Source organism: Synechococcus sp. J7-Johnson (assembly GCF_024345795.1).
Classification (GTDB): domain Bacteria; phylum Cyanobacteriota; class Cyanobacteriia; order PCC-6307; family Cyanobiaceae; genus Regnicoccus_A.
Genome location: NZ_JAGQBU010000016.1, coordinates 45,583 through 62,493, shown reverse-complemented (window position 1 = coordinate 62,493; position 16,911 = coordinate 45,583). Strand labels below are relative to the sequence as shown.

General features: G+C 60.8%; 19 protein-coding genes. 8 read left to right on the top strand and 11 right to left on the bottom strand.

The features are described from left to right. Positions 1 to 145: 145 nt before the first annotated feature. Together KBY93_RS09765 and KBY93_RS09760 are read right to left on the bottom strand one after the other, a co-directional pair. Positions 146 to 1,570: an ImmA/IrrE family metallo-endopeptidase gene (locus KBY93_RS09765; protein WP_255094154.1), complete on the bottom strand. Its 1,425-nt coding sequence runs from the start codon at positions 1,568 to 1,570 to the stop codon at positions 146 to 148. Continuing rightward, on the bottom strand, positions 1,567 to 2,100 hold the full coding sequence (locus KBY93_RS09760; protein ID WP_255094153.1) for a hypothetical protein: 534 nt from the start codon (positions 2,098 to 2,100) through the stop codon (positions 1,567 to 1,569). The genes KBY93_RS09765 and KBY93_RS09760 overlap by 4 nt, the downstream gene beginning before the upstream one ends. A gap of 335 nt (positions 2,101 to 2,435) precedes the next feature. Between KBY93_RS09760 and KBY93_RS09755 the strand changes: the two genes are divergently transcribed. Together KBY93_RS09755 and KBY93_RS09750 are read left to right on the top strand one after the other, a co-directional pair. Beyond that, positions 2,436 to 2,777, top strand: coding sequence for a hypothetical protein (locus tag KBY93_RS09755; RefSeq protein ID WP_255094152.1), 342 nt, complete (start codon positions 2,436 to 2,438; stop codon positions 2,775 to 2,777). Between the two features lie 53 nt (positions 2,778 to 2,830). Then, the gene (locus KBY93_RS09750) at positions 2,831 to 3,706 is read left to right on the top strand and encodes a hypothetical protein (RefSeq protein WP_255094151.1); all 876 of its coding nucleotides are present in this window, start codon (positions 2,831 to 2,833) and stop codon (positions 3,704 to 3,706) included. Between the two features lie 193 nt (positions 3,707 to 3,899). Here the strand turns inward: KBY93_RS09750 and KBY93_RS09745 are convergent, their stop codons facing one another. Together KBY93_RS09745 and KBY93_RS09740 are read right to left on the bottom strand one after the other, a co-directional pair. Further along, positions 3,900 to 4,868 (bottom strand): hypothetical protein, encoded by a 969-nt coding sequence (locus KBY93_RS09745; protein WP_255094150.1) that lies wholly within the window; start codon positions 4,866 to 4,868, stop codon positions 3,900 to 3,902. Positions 4,869 to 5,154: 286 nt separating this feature from the next. Next, entirely contained in the window at positions 5,155 to 6,126 is a 972-nt protein-coding gene (locus KBY93_RS09740; RefSeq protein WP_255094149.1) for an integron integrase, read from the bottom strand. A gap of 100 nt (positions 6,127 to 6,226) precedes the next feature. On the opposite strand from KBY93_RS09740, the gene KBY93_RS09735 reads away from it, so the two are divergent. Both KBY93_RS09735 and KBY93_RS09730 read left to right on the top strand, forming a co-directional pair. After that, complete coding sequence (locus tag KBY93_RS09735; protein WP_255094148.1) at positions 6,227 to 6,937, top strand: class I SAM-dependent methyltransferase; 711 nt, start codon at positions 6,227 to 6,229, stop codon at positions 6,935 to 6,937. A gap of 17 nt (positions 6,938 to 6,954) precedes the next feature. Beyond that, entirely contained in the window at positions 6,955 to 7,362 is a 408-nt protein-coding gene (locus KBY93_RS09730) for a hypothetical protein (protein ID WP_255094147.1), read from the top strand. A gap of 6 nt (positions 7,363 to 7,368) precedes the next feature. Here KBY93_RS09730 and KBY93_RS09725 read toward each other — a convergent pair whose 3' ends face one another. From KBY93_RS09725 to KBY93_RS09700, 6 genes are all read right to left on the bottom strand, one after another. After that, the gene (locus KBY93_RS09725; RefSeq protein ID WP_255094146.1) at positions 7,369 to 7,764 is read right to left on the bottom strand and encodes a L,D-transpeptidase; all 396 of its coding nucleotides are present in this window, start codon (positions 7,762 to 7,764) and stop codon (positions 7,369 to 7,371) included. Positions 7,765 to 7,780: 16 nt separating this feature from the next. Then, a complete protein-coding gene (locus tag KBY93_RS09720; protein ID WP_255094144.1) occupies positions 7,781 to 9,124 on the bottom strand; it encodes a SufS family cysteine desulfurase in 1,344 nt (447 codons plus the stop codon). A gap of 5 nt (positions 9,125 to 9,129) precedes the next feature. Further along, positions 9,130 to 10,371 (bottom strand): SufD family Fe-S cluster assembly protein, encoded by a 1,242-nt coding sequence (locus KBY93_RS09715; protein WP_255094143.1) that lies wholly within the window; start codon positions 10,369 to 10,371, stop codon positions 9,130 to 9,132. 11 nt (positions 10,372 to 10,382) lie between these two features. Beyond that, the gene (gene sufC / locus KBY93_RS09710) at positions 10,383 to 11,171 is read right to left on the bottom strand and encodes a Fe-S cluster assembly ATPase SufC (RefSeq protein ID WP_255094142.1); all 789 of its coding nucleotides are present in this window, start codon (positions 11,169 to 11,171) and stop codon (positions 10,383 to 10,385) included. Between the two features lie 79 nt (positions 11,172 to 11,250). Then, complete coding sequence (gene sufB, locus KBY93_RS09705; protein WP_255094141.1) at positions 11,251 to 12,693, bottom strand: Fe-S cluster assembly protein SufB; 1,443 nt, start codon at positions 12,691 to 12,693, stop codon at positions 11,251 to 11,253. Positions 12,694 to 12,698: 5 nt separating this feature from the next. Continuing rightward, positions 12,699 to 13,070, bottom strand: a complete 372-nt coding sequence (locus KBY93_RS09700; RefSeq protein WP_255094140.1) for a ferredoxin-thioredoxin reductase catalytic domain-containing protein — start codon at positions 13,068 to 13,070, stop codon at positions 12,699 to 12,701. Between the two features lie 306 nt (positions 13,071 to 13,376). Here KBY93_RS09700 and sufR point away from each other — a divergent pair, with 306 nt between their 5' ends. After that, positions 13,377 to 14,045 carry an iron-sulfur cluster biosynthesis transcriptional regulator SufR gene (gene sufR, locus KBY93_RS09695; RefSeq protein ID WP_255094139.1) on the top strand — a complete coding sequence of 223 codons (669 nt, stop codon included), beginning with the start codon at positions 13,377 to 13,379 and terminating at the stop codon, positions 14,043 to 14,045. Then, positions 14,038 to 14,427 (top strand): hypothetical protein, encoded by a 390-nt coding sequence (locus KBY93_RS09690; RefSeq protein ID WP_255094138.1) that lies wholly within the window; start codon positions 14,038 to 14,040, stop codon positions 14,425 to 14,427. Before sufR ends, KBY93_RS09690 begins: the two co-directional genes overlap by 8 nt. Here the strand turns inward: KBY93_RS09690 and KBY93_RS09685 are convergent. Further along, positions 14,393 to 15,292 (bottom strand): DMT family transporter, encoded by a 900-nt coding sequence (locus KBY93_RS09685; RefSeq protein ID WP_255094137.1) that lies wholly within the window; start codon positions 15,290 to 15,292, stop codon positions 14,393 to 14,395. The genes KBY93_RS09690 and KBY93_RS09685 overlap by 35 nt on opposite strands. Before the next feature lie 55 nt (positions 15,293 to 15,347). Between KBY93_RS09685 and KBY93_RS09680 the strand changes: the two genes are divergently transcribed. Both KBY93_RS09680 and KBY93_RS09675 read left to right on the top strand, forming a co-directional pair. Further along, positions 15,348 to 15,974 carry a phycobiliprotein lyase gene (locus KBY93_RS09680; protein WP_255094136.1) on the top strand — a complete coding sequence of 209 codons (627 nt, stop codon included), beginning with the start codon at positions 15,348 to 15,350 and terminating at the stop codon, positions 15,972 to 15,974. A gap of 114 nt (positions 15,975 to 16,088) precedes the next feature. After that, entirely contained in the window at positions 16,089 to 16,850 is a 762-nt protein-coding gene (locus tag KBY93_RS09675; protein WP_255094135.1) for a phycobilisome rod-core linker polypeptide, read from the top strand. The last annotated feature ends 61 nt before the right edge of the window (positions 16,851 to 16,911 follow it).

The window sequence follows — 16,911 nt, the reverse complement described above, 5'->3', positions numbered from 1 at the left end:
ATTCAGAAGGAAAGCTGAGATTCGGGCCGACGTATCTACCGTAAGCCACTGGTCAATAGCGAAAAGGGCTAGTCCAACCACCGGATAAGATCGTGGCTGCGCACGATCTATCCTTGTTCGTTAGGCCCAGCTATTTAGTACTAGGCTAGCCCAACCGGAGCTCTGAGACCAGCGCAAGAACTTCTTCGTTCACATCGCCTGCAGGGACTGCCAAGTAAGCAGTGGCACTATCCAGACTAATCTCTCCAGCCTCAAACGCCTTAGCAACGAACCAGGCATACTTTCCTCTCCGCAAGAGCGGAGTCGCTTTGATGGGAAAGTAGTCCAAGGTAAGGTTCTCCATGGCCACCCAGTGCTGTTCTGGATCTGGTAGTTGCCTGGCGGAGCACGCAGAAGTGTTGAGATTAGTGATATTGCGTACATGATGCTTGGCCGCTGTTGCGCTGATGCCAAAAGTATTCATTACCTCGCGAACGACATCCAAGGGATCTGAGAGACGATCCGCGATGGATTGAACAGCCACTGGCGGAGCGAGAAAGGCAACAGCAAAGGCATTGGCGCGAATCTCCGCTGGATCCCTCTGAATCTCTCTATCACTCATTTCCAGTTCTGCGTATGCGTCCACCATTACTCGCTGAAGACGATCGTCTGGGTCCCAAAGCAGGTGGCCAAGTTCGTGGCAGAGAGTCATCCGGCGAACCCACACATTCGAGTTCATGCCCGTCTCATTGATGACGATGCCTCTGACTGAACCATTCGCCATAGTTGCACCAGCGAACCGTTGGTTCATTTGCAGTTGCACCAACGGCAGGCCAAAGTCATCCTCGACGATCTTTCGAACGCTTTCGATTGGGTCTTTACGGCCGATGCCAAGAAGGTCTCGCGTCTCCTTTGCCAGTCGATAGCCGGTTTCGTAGGACGGGTACCAGAAGCTGGAGTCATGGTGTGGTTTCGCCACACGCGCCTGCAGGCCACTTTCGGCGAGACATTTTTGTAGCGCAGCCTGACGGGCAATGACCCATGCTGCCTCAGATAACTGCAGCACGGTCGTGGCCGTGAATCCGACGATGTCTCTGGCCGATGCCATCTCGCGAAGCCGAACACCAAGCTGTGCGTCGCATCCAGCATTCGGCACTAGTCCAAGTTTTTGCTCGTTCAGTGCGAGCGCTTGTGCTATCGATTCAAGGTCCCTTATCGGGGTCTTGGCCCCGATGGTTTCTGCTTTCTGGAGCATGTTTACGGATATCCCAGATCCTTTGGCCAACCGTTCGTGAGTCAACCCCAGTTCCTCGCGACGAGTGCGGAGTGTCGTTGCGGGCTCTTGCGGTGACGAAACAAGTGGGGCAGAACCTTCGAGCGTCGCTTGAAGAAGTACATCCCACCCAAAAGCACGGAGTGCCTCAAGCGCGCCGAGCACTCTTCCAGTGGCTGACTCGCTGTAGGGTGCGAGCTGAATCTGACTGCGAACAAACTTGGCCTTCGAGGTGCCAGCGCGCTCCCTTGGCGTGTCGCCACTTGAATCGGGTCCGAAGACGAAGTTCAGATCATGATTAGTAAATACACTGCTCATGCTATCCACTCAGGATAGGTGCCCAAGAATCGTGCGGGTCGATTCGTTTCGTCGTCGAAACCCATTGACCAAACGCCGTATCCAGAATCGGCAAAGGCCCGAGCCACCTCTTGCATCTCGGAATTGCTTCGGGGGCCATAGCGCCCAGAGCAACCATTCACCACAATCGTAACCACGTCGAGGAAGACCAGTTCTCCGCCCGAAAACGCGGCATTTCCTCCGGTGAGATTAGTGTGCTTGATGACCCCACTTTCCAAAACAGCGCCGAACGCGCAGCGCTCCTCTGCGTGAACCACGTCGACATCGCGGATAACCCAAAGATGGGCAGTATCAACCTGGTCGGGTTGAAGGAGTGGTGCAGAGGGAGGAGTGCCGAGACCCGTGGCCGTTCCGTCTACCCAGAAATGAAGCCCATCGTCCGATGTCATTTGCTTCAGCTGATCGTCATTGGCTATAAGTTCGTGCGGCGGTAACCTGGGTTGGCCGATCTTGCTGCGGAAAGCGAGGAAGGCCTTGTCCGTGAGCTCCATACACCTACTCTACTAGCCCAATGCCAAATGCCCTGTCGGGACAATAGCCTGACATTCTATGCACCGTAAGGCACTGGACCCGACTAAGCCCTCTCGTGTGGCCACTAGGCTGCACCGCATCGCCTAACGCTCCAGATCAGAAGCGGGCGATACCTCTGATAATTGACAAATGACAACTTGCACCCGTCTTCTGGATCTGGTTGTTGTGCGGACCAGGCGGCCTGGAGGATATGCGCCCACTGAGAGCAAGAGACTGAGAATAGTCTTGCGTCAAGATTCTTAAGACTACTCTCGCGCTCTGCCTTTGGCGTGAGTAATGTTGGTATTAATACCACATGGAGATCCTCCATCAAGGTAACTTTCCTACCAAGCGCCCCCAACAGCATTTTCACTTCCTTCTTCTTTCTAGAATCATGAGAACAATTTCTTTTGATCAACTGCAGGGAATACCCAAGGAGGCAAGGGATTTGATCGGAGCTGGAATTTATGCCCTGTACGCGCTAAAACCAGGATTTGCTTCATTCTTACTTATAACCGACCAAGGCGAAAAGTATTTCTTGGACTCTGATGGATCGATCCTGGCAAGCCATCGCGTCGACAACATTCGTGAAGCCATTGATGATGTAGTTGTTATCAGCGACCCGTCTCCCCAAATGGCACTGCTCAATTGCCGCTAGTGCCCTTTATTGCCAGATTCATGATGGTGCTTTTCTTCATCTAGCAGCACTTGATGAGCGAAATTTATCAAATACACGACACAAGCCTATGGCTATTCTTGTGTAGCTCTACTGAGCCGAGGCATTTTTCTGACATTGTCTATGGTGTAAACGCTTTAAGTGCCAAGGGCGTTCCTTCAGACAATATAGCTATCTTTATTGATGATCCCACTGGAGAGCTATATCTTATTCCCTATGGCATAAAAAATGTATTTCAGTTATCTGAAATCACGTCAGTTTTAGCCTCTAAAGAAGGCTATTCTAGTGTTGTCGCACTTGTTGGCGGCCATGGTTCCTTGGATGGCATAGGTGGTCAAGGCTTTGCTTTGCCGGCATCACCACTTATCGAGTCCATTCGAAGTATACCCGGAATTTCATTTGGGGTCATTATTCTCTCGCAATGTTTTGGAGGAGTGTATAACTATGTTTCCGCCAATGCCAAGCCCGAACTTGCGTTTCTGGGGGCAACTAGCCTTCATCCAAGCATGAGCCTTGGTATCTCCCTTAAGGATCCAATCAGTTCACTCATCCCATCAATTAGCCTTAAGGACTGGAGTGCCAACATTTTTGCTTATTCATTCTTTGAATGGCTATCTTCACCTAAAGATGTTGACGGAGATGGCTTGGCTACCTTGATTGATGCGTTTAAATATTCCGGGAAGATTTCGAATGACTATTTGCGTTATGTCAAGATACAACTATTCCAGAAATCTCAAGACTTATCGCGCGATCTCTACGCAGCGCAGGAAGGGGTCCGCCTTGGGAATCTTCAGCAATTCCAAGTTGATGCAATTAGCAGGCAGCTTCAAGAAGCACTTGACCTGCTCCACGTTAGCCAAGATCCATGGGTTCTTCATGCAAACCTAGCCAGAAGAATCGTCTTTTGGTAGATGGGAACATTCCGCACAACGCTGCCCTTGAGTGGTAGGCAGGGAGTTTGAGGTGGCGTAGCAGAGAGATGATGGAGGCCTGTCCACTCGAAGGGCTTGTTCGGCTTCCAGGCGTAGCACTTGGAGAGTCAACACGATGATCACGAAAATCTAGAAATCATACGGTGGTGATCAACAGACCATGCCGTCGTGACTATAGGTTTATGGAGATCATCCAAAGAAGCCCACCGGCTGCAGCCAAGGGTAAGATGAAGAACAATGCCACGACGGCTGCGCAACCATCTTTATTTTCTTGCTCAAGTCTGCTGGCCTTTGGTGTTGATGGTTGTTTCTGATCCGAACGTTCTCGGTATATCTTGAATTCTCTACCGATCAAGGCCTCAGCTTGCTTATACGCCAAGGTTGTCCGCGAAGCGTGGGCATGAGCTTCACTCCACCCGCCTTGTTTAGCTCGAAAACGGAGGTACGCAGGAGAACGAAGTAGAGACTTGGCAGCTTTTTCATCTTTCATAAACTCGCTTCCCAATACCAACATGCGAGGGTCATTAGGCAGTAACGACTCCTGCACATTCGCTGACGCAAGATCGATATAGACATTATAGATAAACCACGCAGCTAGGCCTGTCTTATCATCATTAGAGCTAAGGTGCTCCCATGCACGAGCGAAGAGCAATGCAGCGCTTGTGAATTCAGTAATATCAGATACGCCTATAGCCTTGGCATTCTTTACTTCTAATTCTGTCGGCAAACTGCTATGCCGCCAGATTTGCTTCTCGCCATCATCAGTACACCACAGCAATTCCTCCAAATCACGCCCTTGCTCATAAGAGAGATCATCGGGAACTTTCAAGCCAGCGGCCCTACCGCCAAGGACTAGGTTCTTCTTGATTGCTTGATTTATGAGATTGGAAACCTCGTAGAATGAGGCTTTTGGTGGGATGATCTTAATGCCGAGCTTTTCCGCATACTCCAGTTGTCTTTCTGAAGGCGGTTTCGGATCTATCTCTTCATAGGTTTCAATTATTGTTCCGTCATCTTTTGCCACCTCAACAAGATTCTGCTCATCAAGGGCTTCGTAGATTCTTTGCCTCTTGCGACCAGTATCGGCTCCTTTGCCATCAACCTTGAATTGTCGGAGAACCTGTTGATCTGGCCAGAGCATGATCTGATCAGGCTTAGTGCAATACCTGAATATAGTATGGGTGTCAACTTGCCAATTTCATACTCACTCTCTCCAGTGAGAAAAACAAGCTCCAGCAGGAGCCCCAGGTAAGCCGAACGCTGAATGGGCGGATCCAGTGAATACCGGCAACTTGCTTCTCTTGGCAGCATAAGAGCGGGTCGACCTGGGTGCAACAGCATGAAAACCTTGTCCTTGCACGGAAGTTGCAGAGAACCTTCACACGTCACGGCTTCATAGACGGATCCGCATAAGGCCGTTCATGACGTTACAAAAGGTCGGCGGGGCTGCTCACGCCCAGAGGGCCTCGATTCAGCACATGCGTGTAGATCATCGTGGTCTTGACATCGCTGTGACCCATCAATTCCTGGATCGTGCGGATATCCTGCCCCCGCTCCAGCAGGTGGGTAGCAAACGAATGGCGGAAGGTGTGAGGTGTCGCCGGCTTGCTGACACCTGCAGCGAGCACCGCTCGCCGCACAGCCTTCTGGATCAGACTGGGATCCAGGTGATGCCGTCCCTGTTGGCCGGTGGCTGGATCAGTCCAGCGATGCGTCTGCGGAAACACCCACTGCCAGGACCACTCCACCGCGGCATTGGGGTATTTCCGTCCCAGCGCATGGGGCAGATGCACCCGGCCATAGCCCTCTGCCAGGTCCGTCTGATGCAATCGACGAACCTTTTCCAGGTGAAGCCCCAGCTTCTCCCCTACACGGGTGGGCAACAGGGTGCGGCGATCCTTGGAACCCTTGCCATCGCACACGGTGAGCTGCTTCCGGCTGAAATCCAGGTCCTGCACCCGCAACCGCAGTGACTCCAGGAGTCGCAGCCCGCTGCCGTAAAGCAGCCCCGCCACAAGTGCCTCCACGCCATCCATCCGCTCCAGCACCGCCCGCACCTCCTCCGGCGTCAGCACCACCGGCAGCCGCTTGCGCGTCCGCGCCCGCACCACACCCTCGAGCTCCACATCCAGCTCCAACAACTCCCGAAACAGAAACAGCAGAGCACTCAAAGCCTGGTTCTGGGTAGAGGCGCTCACCTGCAGGTCCACCGCCAAGTGACTGAGGAAGGCATTCACCTCGGCACTGCCCATCTCGCGGGGATGCCGCCTCCCGTGAAACCGCAGGAAACGGCGCAGCCACTGCTCGTAGGTCTTCACGGTGCGTCGGGCGTAGTGCCGCACCTGCAGCTCCTCCCGGTAGCGCTGGATCAATCCGGGGGAGCGGGCTTCAGGGGCCATGGACAGGGGTTGGTCAACCTGCATAAAGAGTTCCCACGCCATGGTGCTTACGCTCAACGCAGGATCGGCGTCAGGCCGCACCGGCTGCCCGAGCTCTGGCATGGACTTCTTTGACCGGCAATGGAGCACCTACCGCCAAGTGGTCGACCACGACCTGATGGAGCATCAGGCGCTCTCGGCGGCCACCACGGCGGCGATCGAGGGCTGGCTGGCCGCACGGCCGGCAGGGGCACCGGGCGCACGCATGGTGGATCTCGGCTGCGGCGACCTCGGCCTGCTGGCCCCAGTGCTGCGCCACCTGCCGCTCGGCTCCTACCTGGGCCTGGATCTCTCCGCCCCGGTGCTGCCTCGGGCGGCGGCGGCGCTTGGCCCCGTCTCCTACCCCTGCCAGTGGCGGGAGCATGATCTGCTGGCCTGGGCCGAAGCGGAGCCCGAACCCGAACCGGTCGATCTGCTTCATTCCGCCTTCGCCCTTCACCACCTAAGCGACGCGAACAAGTCGAGGTTTCTTGAGCTCTGCCGCCGTCATCTGGCGCCGGACGGACTCCTGCTCTGGGCTGATGTGTTCCGCGAGCCGGGGGAAGCGCGCGAGGCCTACGTGGCGCGTTATGTGGAGCGGATCCGCAGCGGCTGGAACCCGCTGGAGCCCGAGCAACAGCAGCAGGTGATCGACCACCTCAACCAGTTCGACGACCCGGCCGATCGTGAGGCCATCGAGCGCAGCGCCGAAGCCTGCGGCTGGCGGTGGCAGTGGCTCTGGCAGGGAGCCCACCGCGCTGAAGCTCTGGCCATGCTCACCCCGGTACGTTGAGGGACAGGCCAGAGACAATGCACCGAAGCCTTCTTCTCTTTCTGGGCCTGGTCGCCGCTGCCGTCAGCACCGGCTCCAACGCGACCGCCGCCGAGTTGCAGCGTGTCATCCCCGAACGCTTCCGCGGGGAATGGCAGGACAGCCGACACCCCTGCGGCTCCCCGATCAACATGGAAACGCGCCTGCTGCTGCAGGCCGGCACGGTCAGCTTCTACGAAAGTGGCGGCCCCGCCGTCGCGGTGGTCACCAGCGGAACTTCGGAGCTGGCCCTGATCACCGCAGTGGCCGGGGAAGGCCAGACCTGGCTGGATATGCGCCGGTTCCTCCTCTCCCCCGACCAGTCCACCCTCACCGACGTCACCTATGCCGGGTCGCCAGATCAGGACAAGCCGTTCGTCCGCAAACGTTGCCCTCCGCAACGCTGAATCCGTTCAGGGCCGGATCTCCACCGGTGTGCCCAAAGCCGTGCGCTGAAACAGCCAGCGGGCCGTGGCACCCGTGGTGCGGATGCATCCGTGGCTGCGGGCCACACCGAAGCACTGCCCGGCCCGCTCCTGCCAGGGGGCCGGATGGAGGCAGAGGCGATCGGGGGCGAGGCCGCCACCGCTGAGACACATCACGTTCGGCACGGCGGGGATGCGGTAATCGGCCCCCACCAGCGTCGTTTCGCTGTACTTGCTGCCGATCTGAAACCGTCCCGTGGGGGTTGACATACCAGGAAGCCCCGTCGAGACCAAGGCGGCATAGAGCAAGCGCTGCTGGTCGTCGTAGGCATAGAGCTTCTGCTCGGAGAGATCGACCAGCAGCGCCGCCACGAGTTCCAGCATCAATTGGGCCCGCCCCTCAGCTGTGCTCCCGCAGGAAGGCAACGCTGCTGGCCAGCTCTTCAGCGAAGCGATCGATCTCCGCGAGGGTGGTGGTGAAGCTGAGGCTGGCGCGGGCTGAACCACTGATTCCGTAGTGGCGATGCAGTGGCTGGGTGCAGTGATGGCCGCTGCGGATGCAGATGCCGCTGGCATCCAGCAAGGCTGAGATGTCATTGGCGTGCAATCCCTCCACCACGAAGGCGGCCAGGGCACCACGGTCGGGTTGCTGCTGGGGGGTGGGGCCAAGCACCCTGAGGCCTTCGATCGCCTGCAGCCGCTCGAACAGATGGGCGGTGAGCCGCTGCTCCCAGGCATGGATGCGATCAAGCCCGAGGGCATTGAGATAATCGATGGCGGCACCCATGCCCACGGCCTCACCGATCGCCGGTGTGCCGGCCTCGAACTTGTGGGGCAGATCAGCCCAGGTGCTGTAATCCAGGTACACGTCCTGAATCATTTCGCCACCGCCAAGGAAAGGTGGCATCGCCTCCAGCAGCGACTCCCGCGCCCAGAGGAAGCCCATGCCCGTGGGGCCGCAGATCTTGTGGGAAGAACCCACGAGAAAATCAGCGCCCAGGGTCTGAACATTCACCGGCAGATGGGGCAGGCTCTGGCAGGCATCCACCAGCAGCAGAGCTCCGGCTGAATGGGTGAGCTCGGCGATCGCGCCGATCGGGTTATGACAGCCCAGGGTGTTGCTGATCTGCACCACGCTTACAAGCCTGGTGCGCTCATTGATCTGATTGCGCAGATCCTCCAAGTCCAGTTCACCGCTGGCGGTGAGGCCGGCGTGGCGCAAACGGGCCCCCGTGCGCGCGGCCAGCTGCTGCCAGGGCACCAGGTTGCTGTGGTGCTCCATCACCGTGAGCACGATCTCATCGCCCGGTCGCAGGAAGGCATCGCCCCAGCTGCGAGCCACCAGGTTGATCGCCTCAGTGGCATTGCGGGTGAAGACGATCTCCCGGGGCGTGGCGGCGCCTACGAAGCGGGCGGTCTTGTCGCGGGCTCCCTCGAAGGCATCAGTGGCTCGTGCACTGAGCTGGTGGGCGCCGCGGTGCACGTTGGCGTTGTCATGGCGGTAGTAGCGCTGCAGAGCATCAAGCACCGCCCGGGGCTTCTGGCTGGTGGCGGCGTGATCGAGGTAGATCAGGGGCTGGCCAAGGCAGGCCTGATCCGCCAGCAGCGGGAAATCAGCTCGGGTGAGAGCGGCCAGATCCTCGGGGCCTGCTTCGGGGCCGGCTGCAGGGCCAGCCTCCAACTGAGGGCCGTCGACCACCTGCTCGGCGGGCGTGGACACAGGAGCGGAGGTGGTGTAGGGCATCGTGATCAGTCCTCCCCCAGCATTCGCTGCAGCGGCCTCCAGGCAGCCGCAGCGGCAGGCAGGGCCCGAAGCACCTCCTCGCAGAAGCCGCGCTTGAGCAGTCCGGCGGCCACCGCCGCCGAGAGCCCCCGACTCTGCAGATAGAAAAGTTCGTCGGTCTGGAGGCGGCTCACGGTGGCGCCATGGGCGCAGCGCACGTCGTCGGCCACGATCTCCAGCTCCGGCTTGGTGTCGATCCGAGCCTGGTTGGAGAGCAGCAGGTTGCGGCTGAGCTGGGATGCATTGGTGCGCTGGGCGGCCCGGGGCACCTTCACAGCCCCGTTGAACACGCTGCGGCCGCGGTCATCGGCAATGGCTTTGTGAAGCTGATCCAGCTGGCCCTCGGGGCCGCGGAATTCGACGCGGCTGTGGGTATCCACCAGCTGCTGGCCGTCGGCCAGCTGCAGGGCTTTGAGGGTGGTGGTGGCTTCACCATCCACCTGCACCACCCGGGGCTCGAAGCGCGAGAGCGCCCAGCCATGGCTGGCCCACACCGACTCAAGCTGACTACGAGGCTCCTGCTCCACCGCCAGGTGGCCCAGGAAACAGGCCTGACCCTCTCCCAGGGCCAGCAGGCCATGGCGCAGCTTGGATTCGCGGCCGAGATGGGCTTCCATCACCAGGCTCGAAAGACTGCAACCTGAGCCGAGCTGGATCTGCAGCACCTCCAGGCTGGCCTTCTCCTCCAGCAGCAGCAACACCCGGACAGGGCGCATCACACCGTCTTCGGCGGCCTGGCTCACCAGCTCCAGGGTTGGGGCCACCGCACCACTCACCCGCAGCGCCAGCACCCGGGTGGCGCTGGCCTGGTTCAACTCCACGGGCCAGTGCTGCTCACAGTTGCAGGCGGCCAGGGTGTGACCCAGAGCCTGCTGCACCTCATCAGAGCTCAGAAGCGAAAGGCCAGCTGGCAGGCTCTGGCCGTTCAGGAAATCATCTGGGGCATCAAGCCAGAGGCGGAACACATCGGTCGCAGGCGCAGGCCAGCCGACCTGGGCGCTGGAGGGCGAGGGGACCGGGGCCAGAGCCGTGAGCGGGGCGAGGTCGGTGAAGCGCCAGTCTTCCTGGCGGCGAGAAGGCAGCGGCTGGCGGGAGAGGGCTTCCCGGCCGCGCCATTGCACCGCTTCCAGCTCACCTGCAGGGGCAGGCAAACGCTCCAGGAAATTGGTAATCCAGGTGGAAGCGGTCACAGCCGCGGAGTTGGACATCGCAGCCACCATCAGGCAACCTCCAGCACGGCCAGCTCCTGATCAACCCAGTCATAGCCGCGATCTTCAAGCTCCAGCGCAAGCTCCTTGCCGCCAGTGCGCAGGATGCGGCCGCCCGCCATCACATGGACGTAGTCAGGGGTGATCACATCCAGCAGACGCTGGTAGTGGGTGATCAGCAAAGTGGCGTTATCGGGGCTGGCCAGGTGATTCACACCACCAGCCACGATCCGCAGGGCGTCGATGTCGAGGCCGGAATCGGTTTCATCGAGGATCGCCACCAGCGGATCGAGCAGAGCCATCTGCAGGATCTCGTTGCGCTTCTTCTCGCCGCCGGAGAAGCCCTCGTTGACGCTGCGTTCAAGAAAAGCCGGATCCATCTGCACCACCTGCAGTCGCTCACGCACCAGATCCTCAAAGGCGAAAGTGTCGAGCTCCTCCTCGCCTTTCTCCATGCGGCGGGCATTGGTGGACACCCGCAGGAACTCGAGATTGCTCACCCCCGGGATCTCCACGGGGTACTGAAATCCCAGGAACAGCCCCAGCCGGGCCCGCTGCTCCGGTTCGAGATCGAGCAGGTCGGCGCCGCGATAGCGCACGCTGCCGCCTGTGACGGTGTAAGCGGGGTGGCCGGCCAGCACCTTGGAGAGGGTGCTCTTGCCGCTGCCGTTGCGGCCCATCACCGCATGGATCTCTCCGGCTTTGATCGTGAGATTGACACCCTTGAGGATCGGCTTGTCCTCTACGCGGGCCTGCAGGTCAACGATCTCGAGGAGGGTATCGGCTTCGGGGCGAATCACGGCTGATGAAACAAGGGAAAAGACAAGGGAAGGAGCCACGCTCCAGGAGAACAAGATCTGTTGGACAAGGCCGGGGTGTTCAGCCCACCGACCCCTCCAGCTTGAGGGCAAGGAGCTTGTCGGCCTCAGCCGCGAATTCCATCGGCAGCTGGTTGAACACATCCCGGCAGAAGCCGCTCACCATCATCGACACGGCTTCCTCGAAGCCGATGCCCCGGCTCTGGAGGTAGAAGAGCTGATCGGCGGAGATGCGGCAGGTGCTGGCCTCATGCTCCACGCTGGCTTCGGGTTGCTGTGAGCGGATGTAGGGGTAGGTGTTGGCGGCCGCCTGATCGCCGATCAGCATCGAATCACACTGGCTGTAATTACGCGCACCCCGGGCCTTGGGACCAATCTGCACCAGACCTCGGTAGCTGTTGGAGGAATGGCCAGCGCTGATGCCTTTGCTCACGATGGTGGAGCGGGTGTGGGGGCCAACGTGGATCATCTTTGTGCCGGTGTCGGCCTGCTGGCGGTTGTTGGTGAGTGCCACAGAATAGAACTCGCCCACCGAATGTGCCCCCTGGAGCACACAACTGGGATATTTCCAGGTGATCGCCGAACCGGTTTCCACCTGGGTCCAGCTGATGTGACTGCGATCACCGCGACAATGACCGCGCTTGGTCACGAAATTGTAAATACCTCCCACACCATTCTCATCACCTGCATACCAGTTCTGGACGGTGGAATACTTGATCGAGGCATCGTCGAGGGCCACCAGCTCCACCACCGCAGCATGTAGCTGGTTGGTGTCGAACATCGGGGCAGTGCAGCCTTCCAGATAGCTCACAGAAGCGCCTTCCTCAGCCACGATCAAGGTGCGCTCGAACTGACCGGTATCGCCGGAGTTGATGCGGAAGTAGGTGGAAAGCTCCATCGGGCAATCCACACCCTTCGGGATGAACACGAAAGAACCGTCACTGAACACGGCGGAGTTGAGGGCCGCGAAAAAGTTGTCTTTGCTGGGCACCACAGTGCCGAGGTAACGCTCGATCAGCTCGGGGTGATCCTTGACAGCCTCACTGATCGAGCAGAAGATTACGCCGTGCTCGGCAAGCTTCTCGCGATAGGTGGTGGCGATCGAAACGCTGTCGAAGACAGCATCGACAGCCACATTGCTCAACCGCTTCTGTTCGCTGAGAGGAATACCTAGCTTATCGAAGGTTTCGAGCAGCTTGGGATCCACCTCATCCAGACTTGCCTTCTTCTCCTGCTGGCGAGGTGCAGCGTAATAGATCATCTCTTGATAGTCGATCACCGGATGCCCCACGGCCGCCCAGTTGGGCTCTTCCATGCGCAGCCACTGCTGATAAGCCCGCAGACGAAAATCGAGCAAAAACTGCGGTTCACCCTTCTTGGAAGAGATCAGCCGTACGACATCTTCACTGAGACCCTTATCGATCTTGTCAGTTTCAATGTCGGTGACAAACCCATATTTGTAGGGCTGGCTGACAAGATCGCCGACGCTGGTGGAGCTGCTCATGGCATTCAGGCGGCAGGGGGTTCGGTATGGGTCTTGATCTCCTCGAGACTGATGCTCTGCTGCTCGCCACGGAAGGGGTTGTCTTCGGTGAGAAAGAGCATGCAGTGGCACTCCTTGCGCTCCCTCATCGGCACGCAGGGGCAATTCCAGAACGCTTGCTCCGCCTCGGCCTGCTTGTCCTCGTAGTGGCGACAGGGACAGAGAGCAGCCCCCAGCTGCTCCTTGTGGCGGGCCAGCCCTTCGAGCACCACCGCCGTCACCCCGGGGTCACTGCAGAAATAGGTGTCGGTCCGCTTGGCGTAAGCCTCAGCGAAACGCCGGATCAACTCCAGGCTCTCGCTGCTGGGGGCGGCCGTGGCGGAGGGGGCGTCGGACATGAATTCAGAACAACGAGGGAGTCACCGAGGCCGGAGCGGAAGCCCCAGGCGGCGGGAGGATTGAGACAGAACCCGACAACAGCACGGCTGCGGGAGGCTGGCGGAATTCCCCAAGAGGGTCATCGCACCGGGCTGGCGGCACGATTGAATTACGAAACACAATCGTTTCGTTACCAACAACCCTAGGGCAGCCGAGCTGGCTATGGGGGCTGGCGCCATTCTGAACTGCCCGTTGCCACAACACCTGAAGGAGCGTGGCAATGTGTGGAGAAGGTTCGCGACCAGACGAGCCGGGCTGAGTGTCCGATGAGCGCTTCCACCCAGACACCAACCCGAGAAGCAGCCCTTGCCCTCCTTCTGCGCCAAGGAGAGGCCACGGCAGCTCAGCTCGCCGACCTTCTGGGTGTGTCGGTGCAGGTGATGCGCCGTCATCTGCGCAGCCTTGAAGACGATGGCCTGGTGGCCAGCAGCCCCAGCGGCGAAGGCCCTGGGCGCCCAAGCAATCACTGGCACCTCACCCCTGCAGGGCACGACCAGTTCCCCAACGGCAGCGAGCACTTTGCCCTTGGTCTGCTCACCTCCCTGGCCGACAGCCTTCCCGCCGACACCGTGCAGACCCTCCTGCGCCAGCAGGCCATTGCCAAAGCGCTCGACTACCGGCGGCAGATCGGCACAGGCTCCCTGCCGGAGCGGCTGGAGCGGCTGGTGGAGCTGCGCTGCAGCGAGGGCTACGTGAGCGACTGCCACCCCGAGCCCGACGGGCTCTCCTGGTGCATGAGCGAATTCCACTGCTCCGTTTCCCGCCTGGCTGAACAGTTCCCGGTGCTGTGCGACCAGGAATTGCAACAGATGCGCCACACCTTTCCCGACTGCAGCGTGGAGCGGGTGCACTGGCGTCTCGAAGCGGGCCATTCCTGCGGCTTCCGCATCACCCCTGACAACGGGGGATCTGCCCAGCTCTCCCAGGATGGCTGAGCCCCAGGCCGGCCCCCTCGCCAGCGACGACCTGGCCGCCATCGAGGCCACCCTGCTCCCCAGTCTCGAGCGCCACCACCTGCGCCTGCTGGCCCACTGCCTGCGCACCTTGCAGGAGGCCGCCGGCAGCCGCTTTGGACCCCTGCCTTCCCGCCCCGCCCTGCTCGCCTGGGTCGCCCGGCAGAGCGCCCTGGCCGCCGATCCCGACTTTCAGCAGGTGTTTCTCAACCAGCTGGAATCCGGCGCCCTGCAGTTGCAGGAGCTGGCGATCAGCCTGGAATGCGACCCCCTCGCCCTCGAGATCGGTGACCTGATCGCCTGGGCGGAGGTGGCAGCCAGAAACCGGCTCAGCCTCGCCACCCCAGTCCAACCACCAGGCTGACCCCGGCCAGGGCCAGCACCGCCGCCAGCAACCCACTCAGGCCTGGCCGGTCACCCTCCAGGCCCGCCAGGGGCAGGGCCAGCACCGGAGCGGTGGCCAGCAGGGCCACGGCCAGGCCGGCTGGCAGGTGCTGGAGAGCCGTCTGTTGCAGCACGATGCCGGCACTGGTGCCCAGCAAAGTGGCGAGCAGCACCAGGGGCCAGCGCAGCCGCAGCGTCCGCGGGCGCATGCCCGGGGGAGGCAGCCGCCGCAGCAACGGCAACATCACGATGGCCGCCGCCGCCAGGCGCAGGGTGGCCGACTGCAGCGGCGGCAGATCCGAATCACGCAGGGCCGCTCTTGAGAGCAGGGCACCGACACTGCCGCAGACCAGGGCGGCCAGGGCCAGCAGCAGGCCCAGGCGCTGCCCCCCCGGGGGCAAGGGCACGACGTCAGGCCCCCCGGACGGGGACGGCTGACGGGCCACCAGCGCCACCGAAAGGCAGATCAGCGCCACCCCAAGCCCCTGGGGCCAGCGGGGCCACTCGGCCAGAAACAGGGCCCCGCCCAGCAGCGACAGCGCCGGACCACCCGCCTCGAGGGTGAGGGTGCGGCGCGTCCCCAGCCGGCGCAGGGCCGCGAAGTAGAGGCTGTCCCCCAGGGCAATGCCGACCACGCCGCTGGCCAGGAGCAGCATCAGCGCCACGGGAGAGACCAGCCAGCCCCCCAGAAGCAGAGCCGGCAACTGGAGACCCACCGCAATCAGGTTCTTGACCAGGTTGAGCTGGGCGGCGCTCAAGGAAGTGGGCAACCGCCGCCAGAGGCTGCTGGAGAGCGCCCAGCAGAGGGCTGCGGCCAGGGCCGCCACGACTCCCGTTGTGGCCACCGGGCAACGGCTGGGGTGAGGGAGTTGCGATCATCGCTACAGCCGTGCTGCCCCCGTGAGCGTTCCCATCTCCGATGCCCTCAGTTTCTTCAGGCTCAGCTGCGGCCGCTGGCGCTCCCAGCGCACCAGCCATCACCTGTTGCACAGGCGCGCCGAGGCCGGCGGTTCTCTGATCGAAGTCACGGAGGTGGAGGCCAGCGACCCGCGCCTCCAGGCGATCGCCGAACTGCACGGCCAGGACCCGGCAGGGCTGGTGGGGGGCTGCCAGGTGCGCTGGAACGGCTCGATGGCCTGGGACAAGGCCGGTGAAGCGCACCAGGGGGAGTCGGTGTTCGGCCTGATCCCCACCGACGCCTCAGGGCGCGCGGGATTGCTCTTGCGCGACCGGGGCTACGCGGAGACCGCTCCGGTGGCGGGCCACTTCCGCATGGATGAGCGCGACGGCCTGCTGCTGACCACGGCCTACGAAACGATGAGCAGCCTGGAGCGCTTCTGGTTTCCCAACCCAAATCTGCGCCTGCGCACCAGCACGGTGGAGGGGCTCTCCAACACGGCCTCCTTCTGCATGGAAAGCCGCTGCCTGCCTATCGACGGCGAAAAGGAAACCAACGACTCAGACGATGGCGCCACAGTCGTATCGGAGCCCCCCCGCAGGCCATTGGTTTCGGCCTTCGGCTGGTGAGGAGCGTGCCCCTGCATGCCTGTCAAACATTACGGACTGTGAGCCCTGCCGCCCCTGGCGGGGTTCGATCGGGGCTGACTTCTACGATCCACAGCGACGGATGACGATGTTCGCGTGGCGATCCCGCTTCTGAAGTACGCACCCACCAGCCAGAACTCTCGAGTGAAGGCCTTCCGCGTGGGCTCCGACGAGGATCCGAAAGGCGTCTCGCTTGACAAGGCCTTTGATCGCAACGCTCAGAACGTGGTGATCGAATCGGCCTACCGTCAGATTTTCTTCCACGCTTTCAAGGTCGATCGCGACACGATTCTTGAATCGCAGCTGCGTGATGGTCAGATCACAGTGCGTGATTTCATCCGGGCTCTCTGCCTCTCGGATACCTTCACCCGCAGTTTCTACAACCTGAACAGCAACTACCGGGTGGCCCGCCACCTTGTGGAGAAACTGCTGGGCCGCCAGGTGTACGGAAAAGCCGAAGAAATCGCCTGGTCGGCTGTGATCATGACCAAGGGCGTGGCCGGCGCCGTGGATCAGATCCTCGACAGCGACGAGTATCTCGAGAACTTTGGCTACGACACCGTGCCTTACCACCGCAACCGGGTGGTTGGCTCCCGCGAAGTGGGCGAAACCCCCTTCAACATCACCTCGCCGCGCTACGAGGCCTACTACCGAAGCATCCTGGGATTCCCCCAGATTGTTTACACCGGCACCGTCAAGTCTCTGCCCACAAGAGCACGTCAACGTCGCGGTGGCTTCCCCGAGGACTACCTTCCCTGGGTGCGTTCCATGCCTGCCATGCGCACCGGAGCCGCATCGTCAGGCAACACCAGCATGGATTACCTCTCCAAGGTCCCCTATCGCAGTGTGGGCCGCTGAGTTCAGCGGTTTGCAACCCAAAACTCCCTCAGCAACGGCGGCTCACACCGCCGTTTTTTCA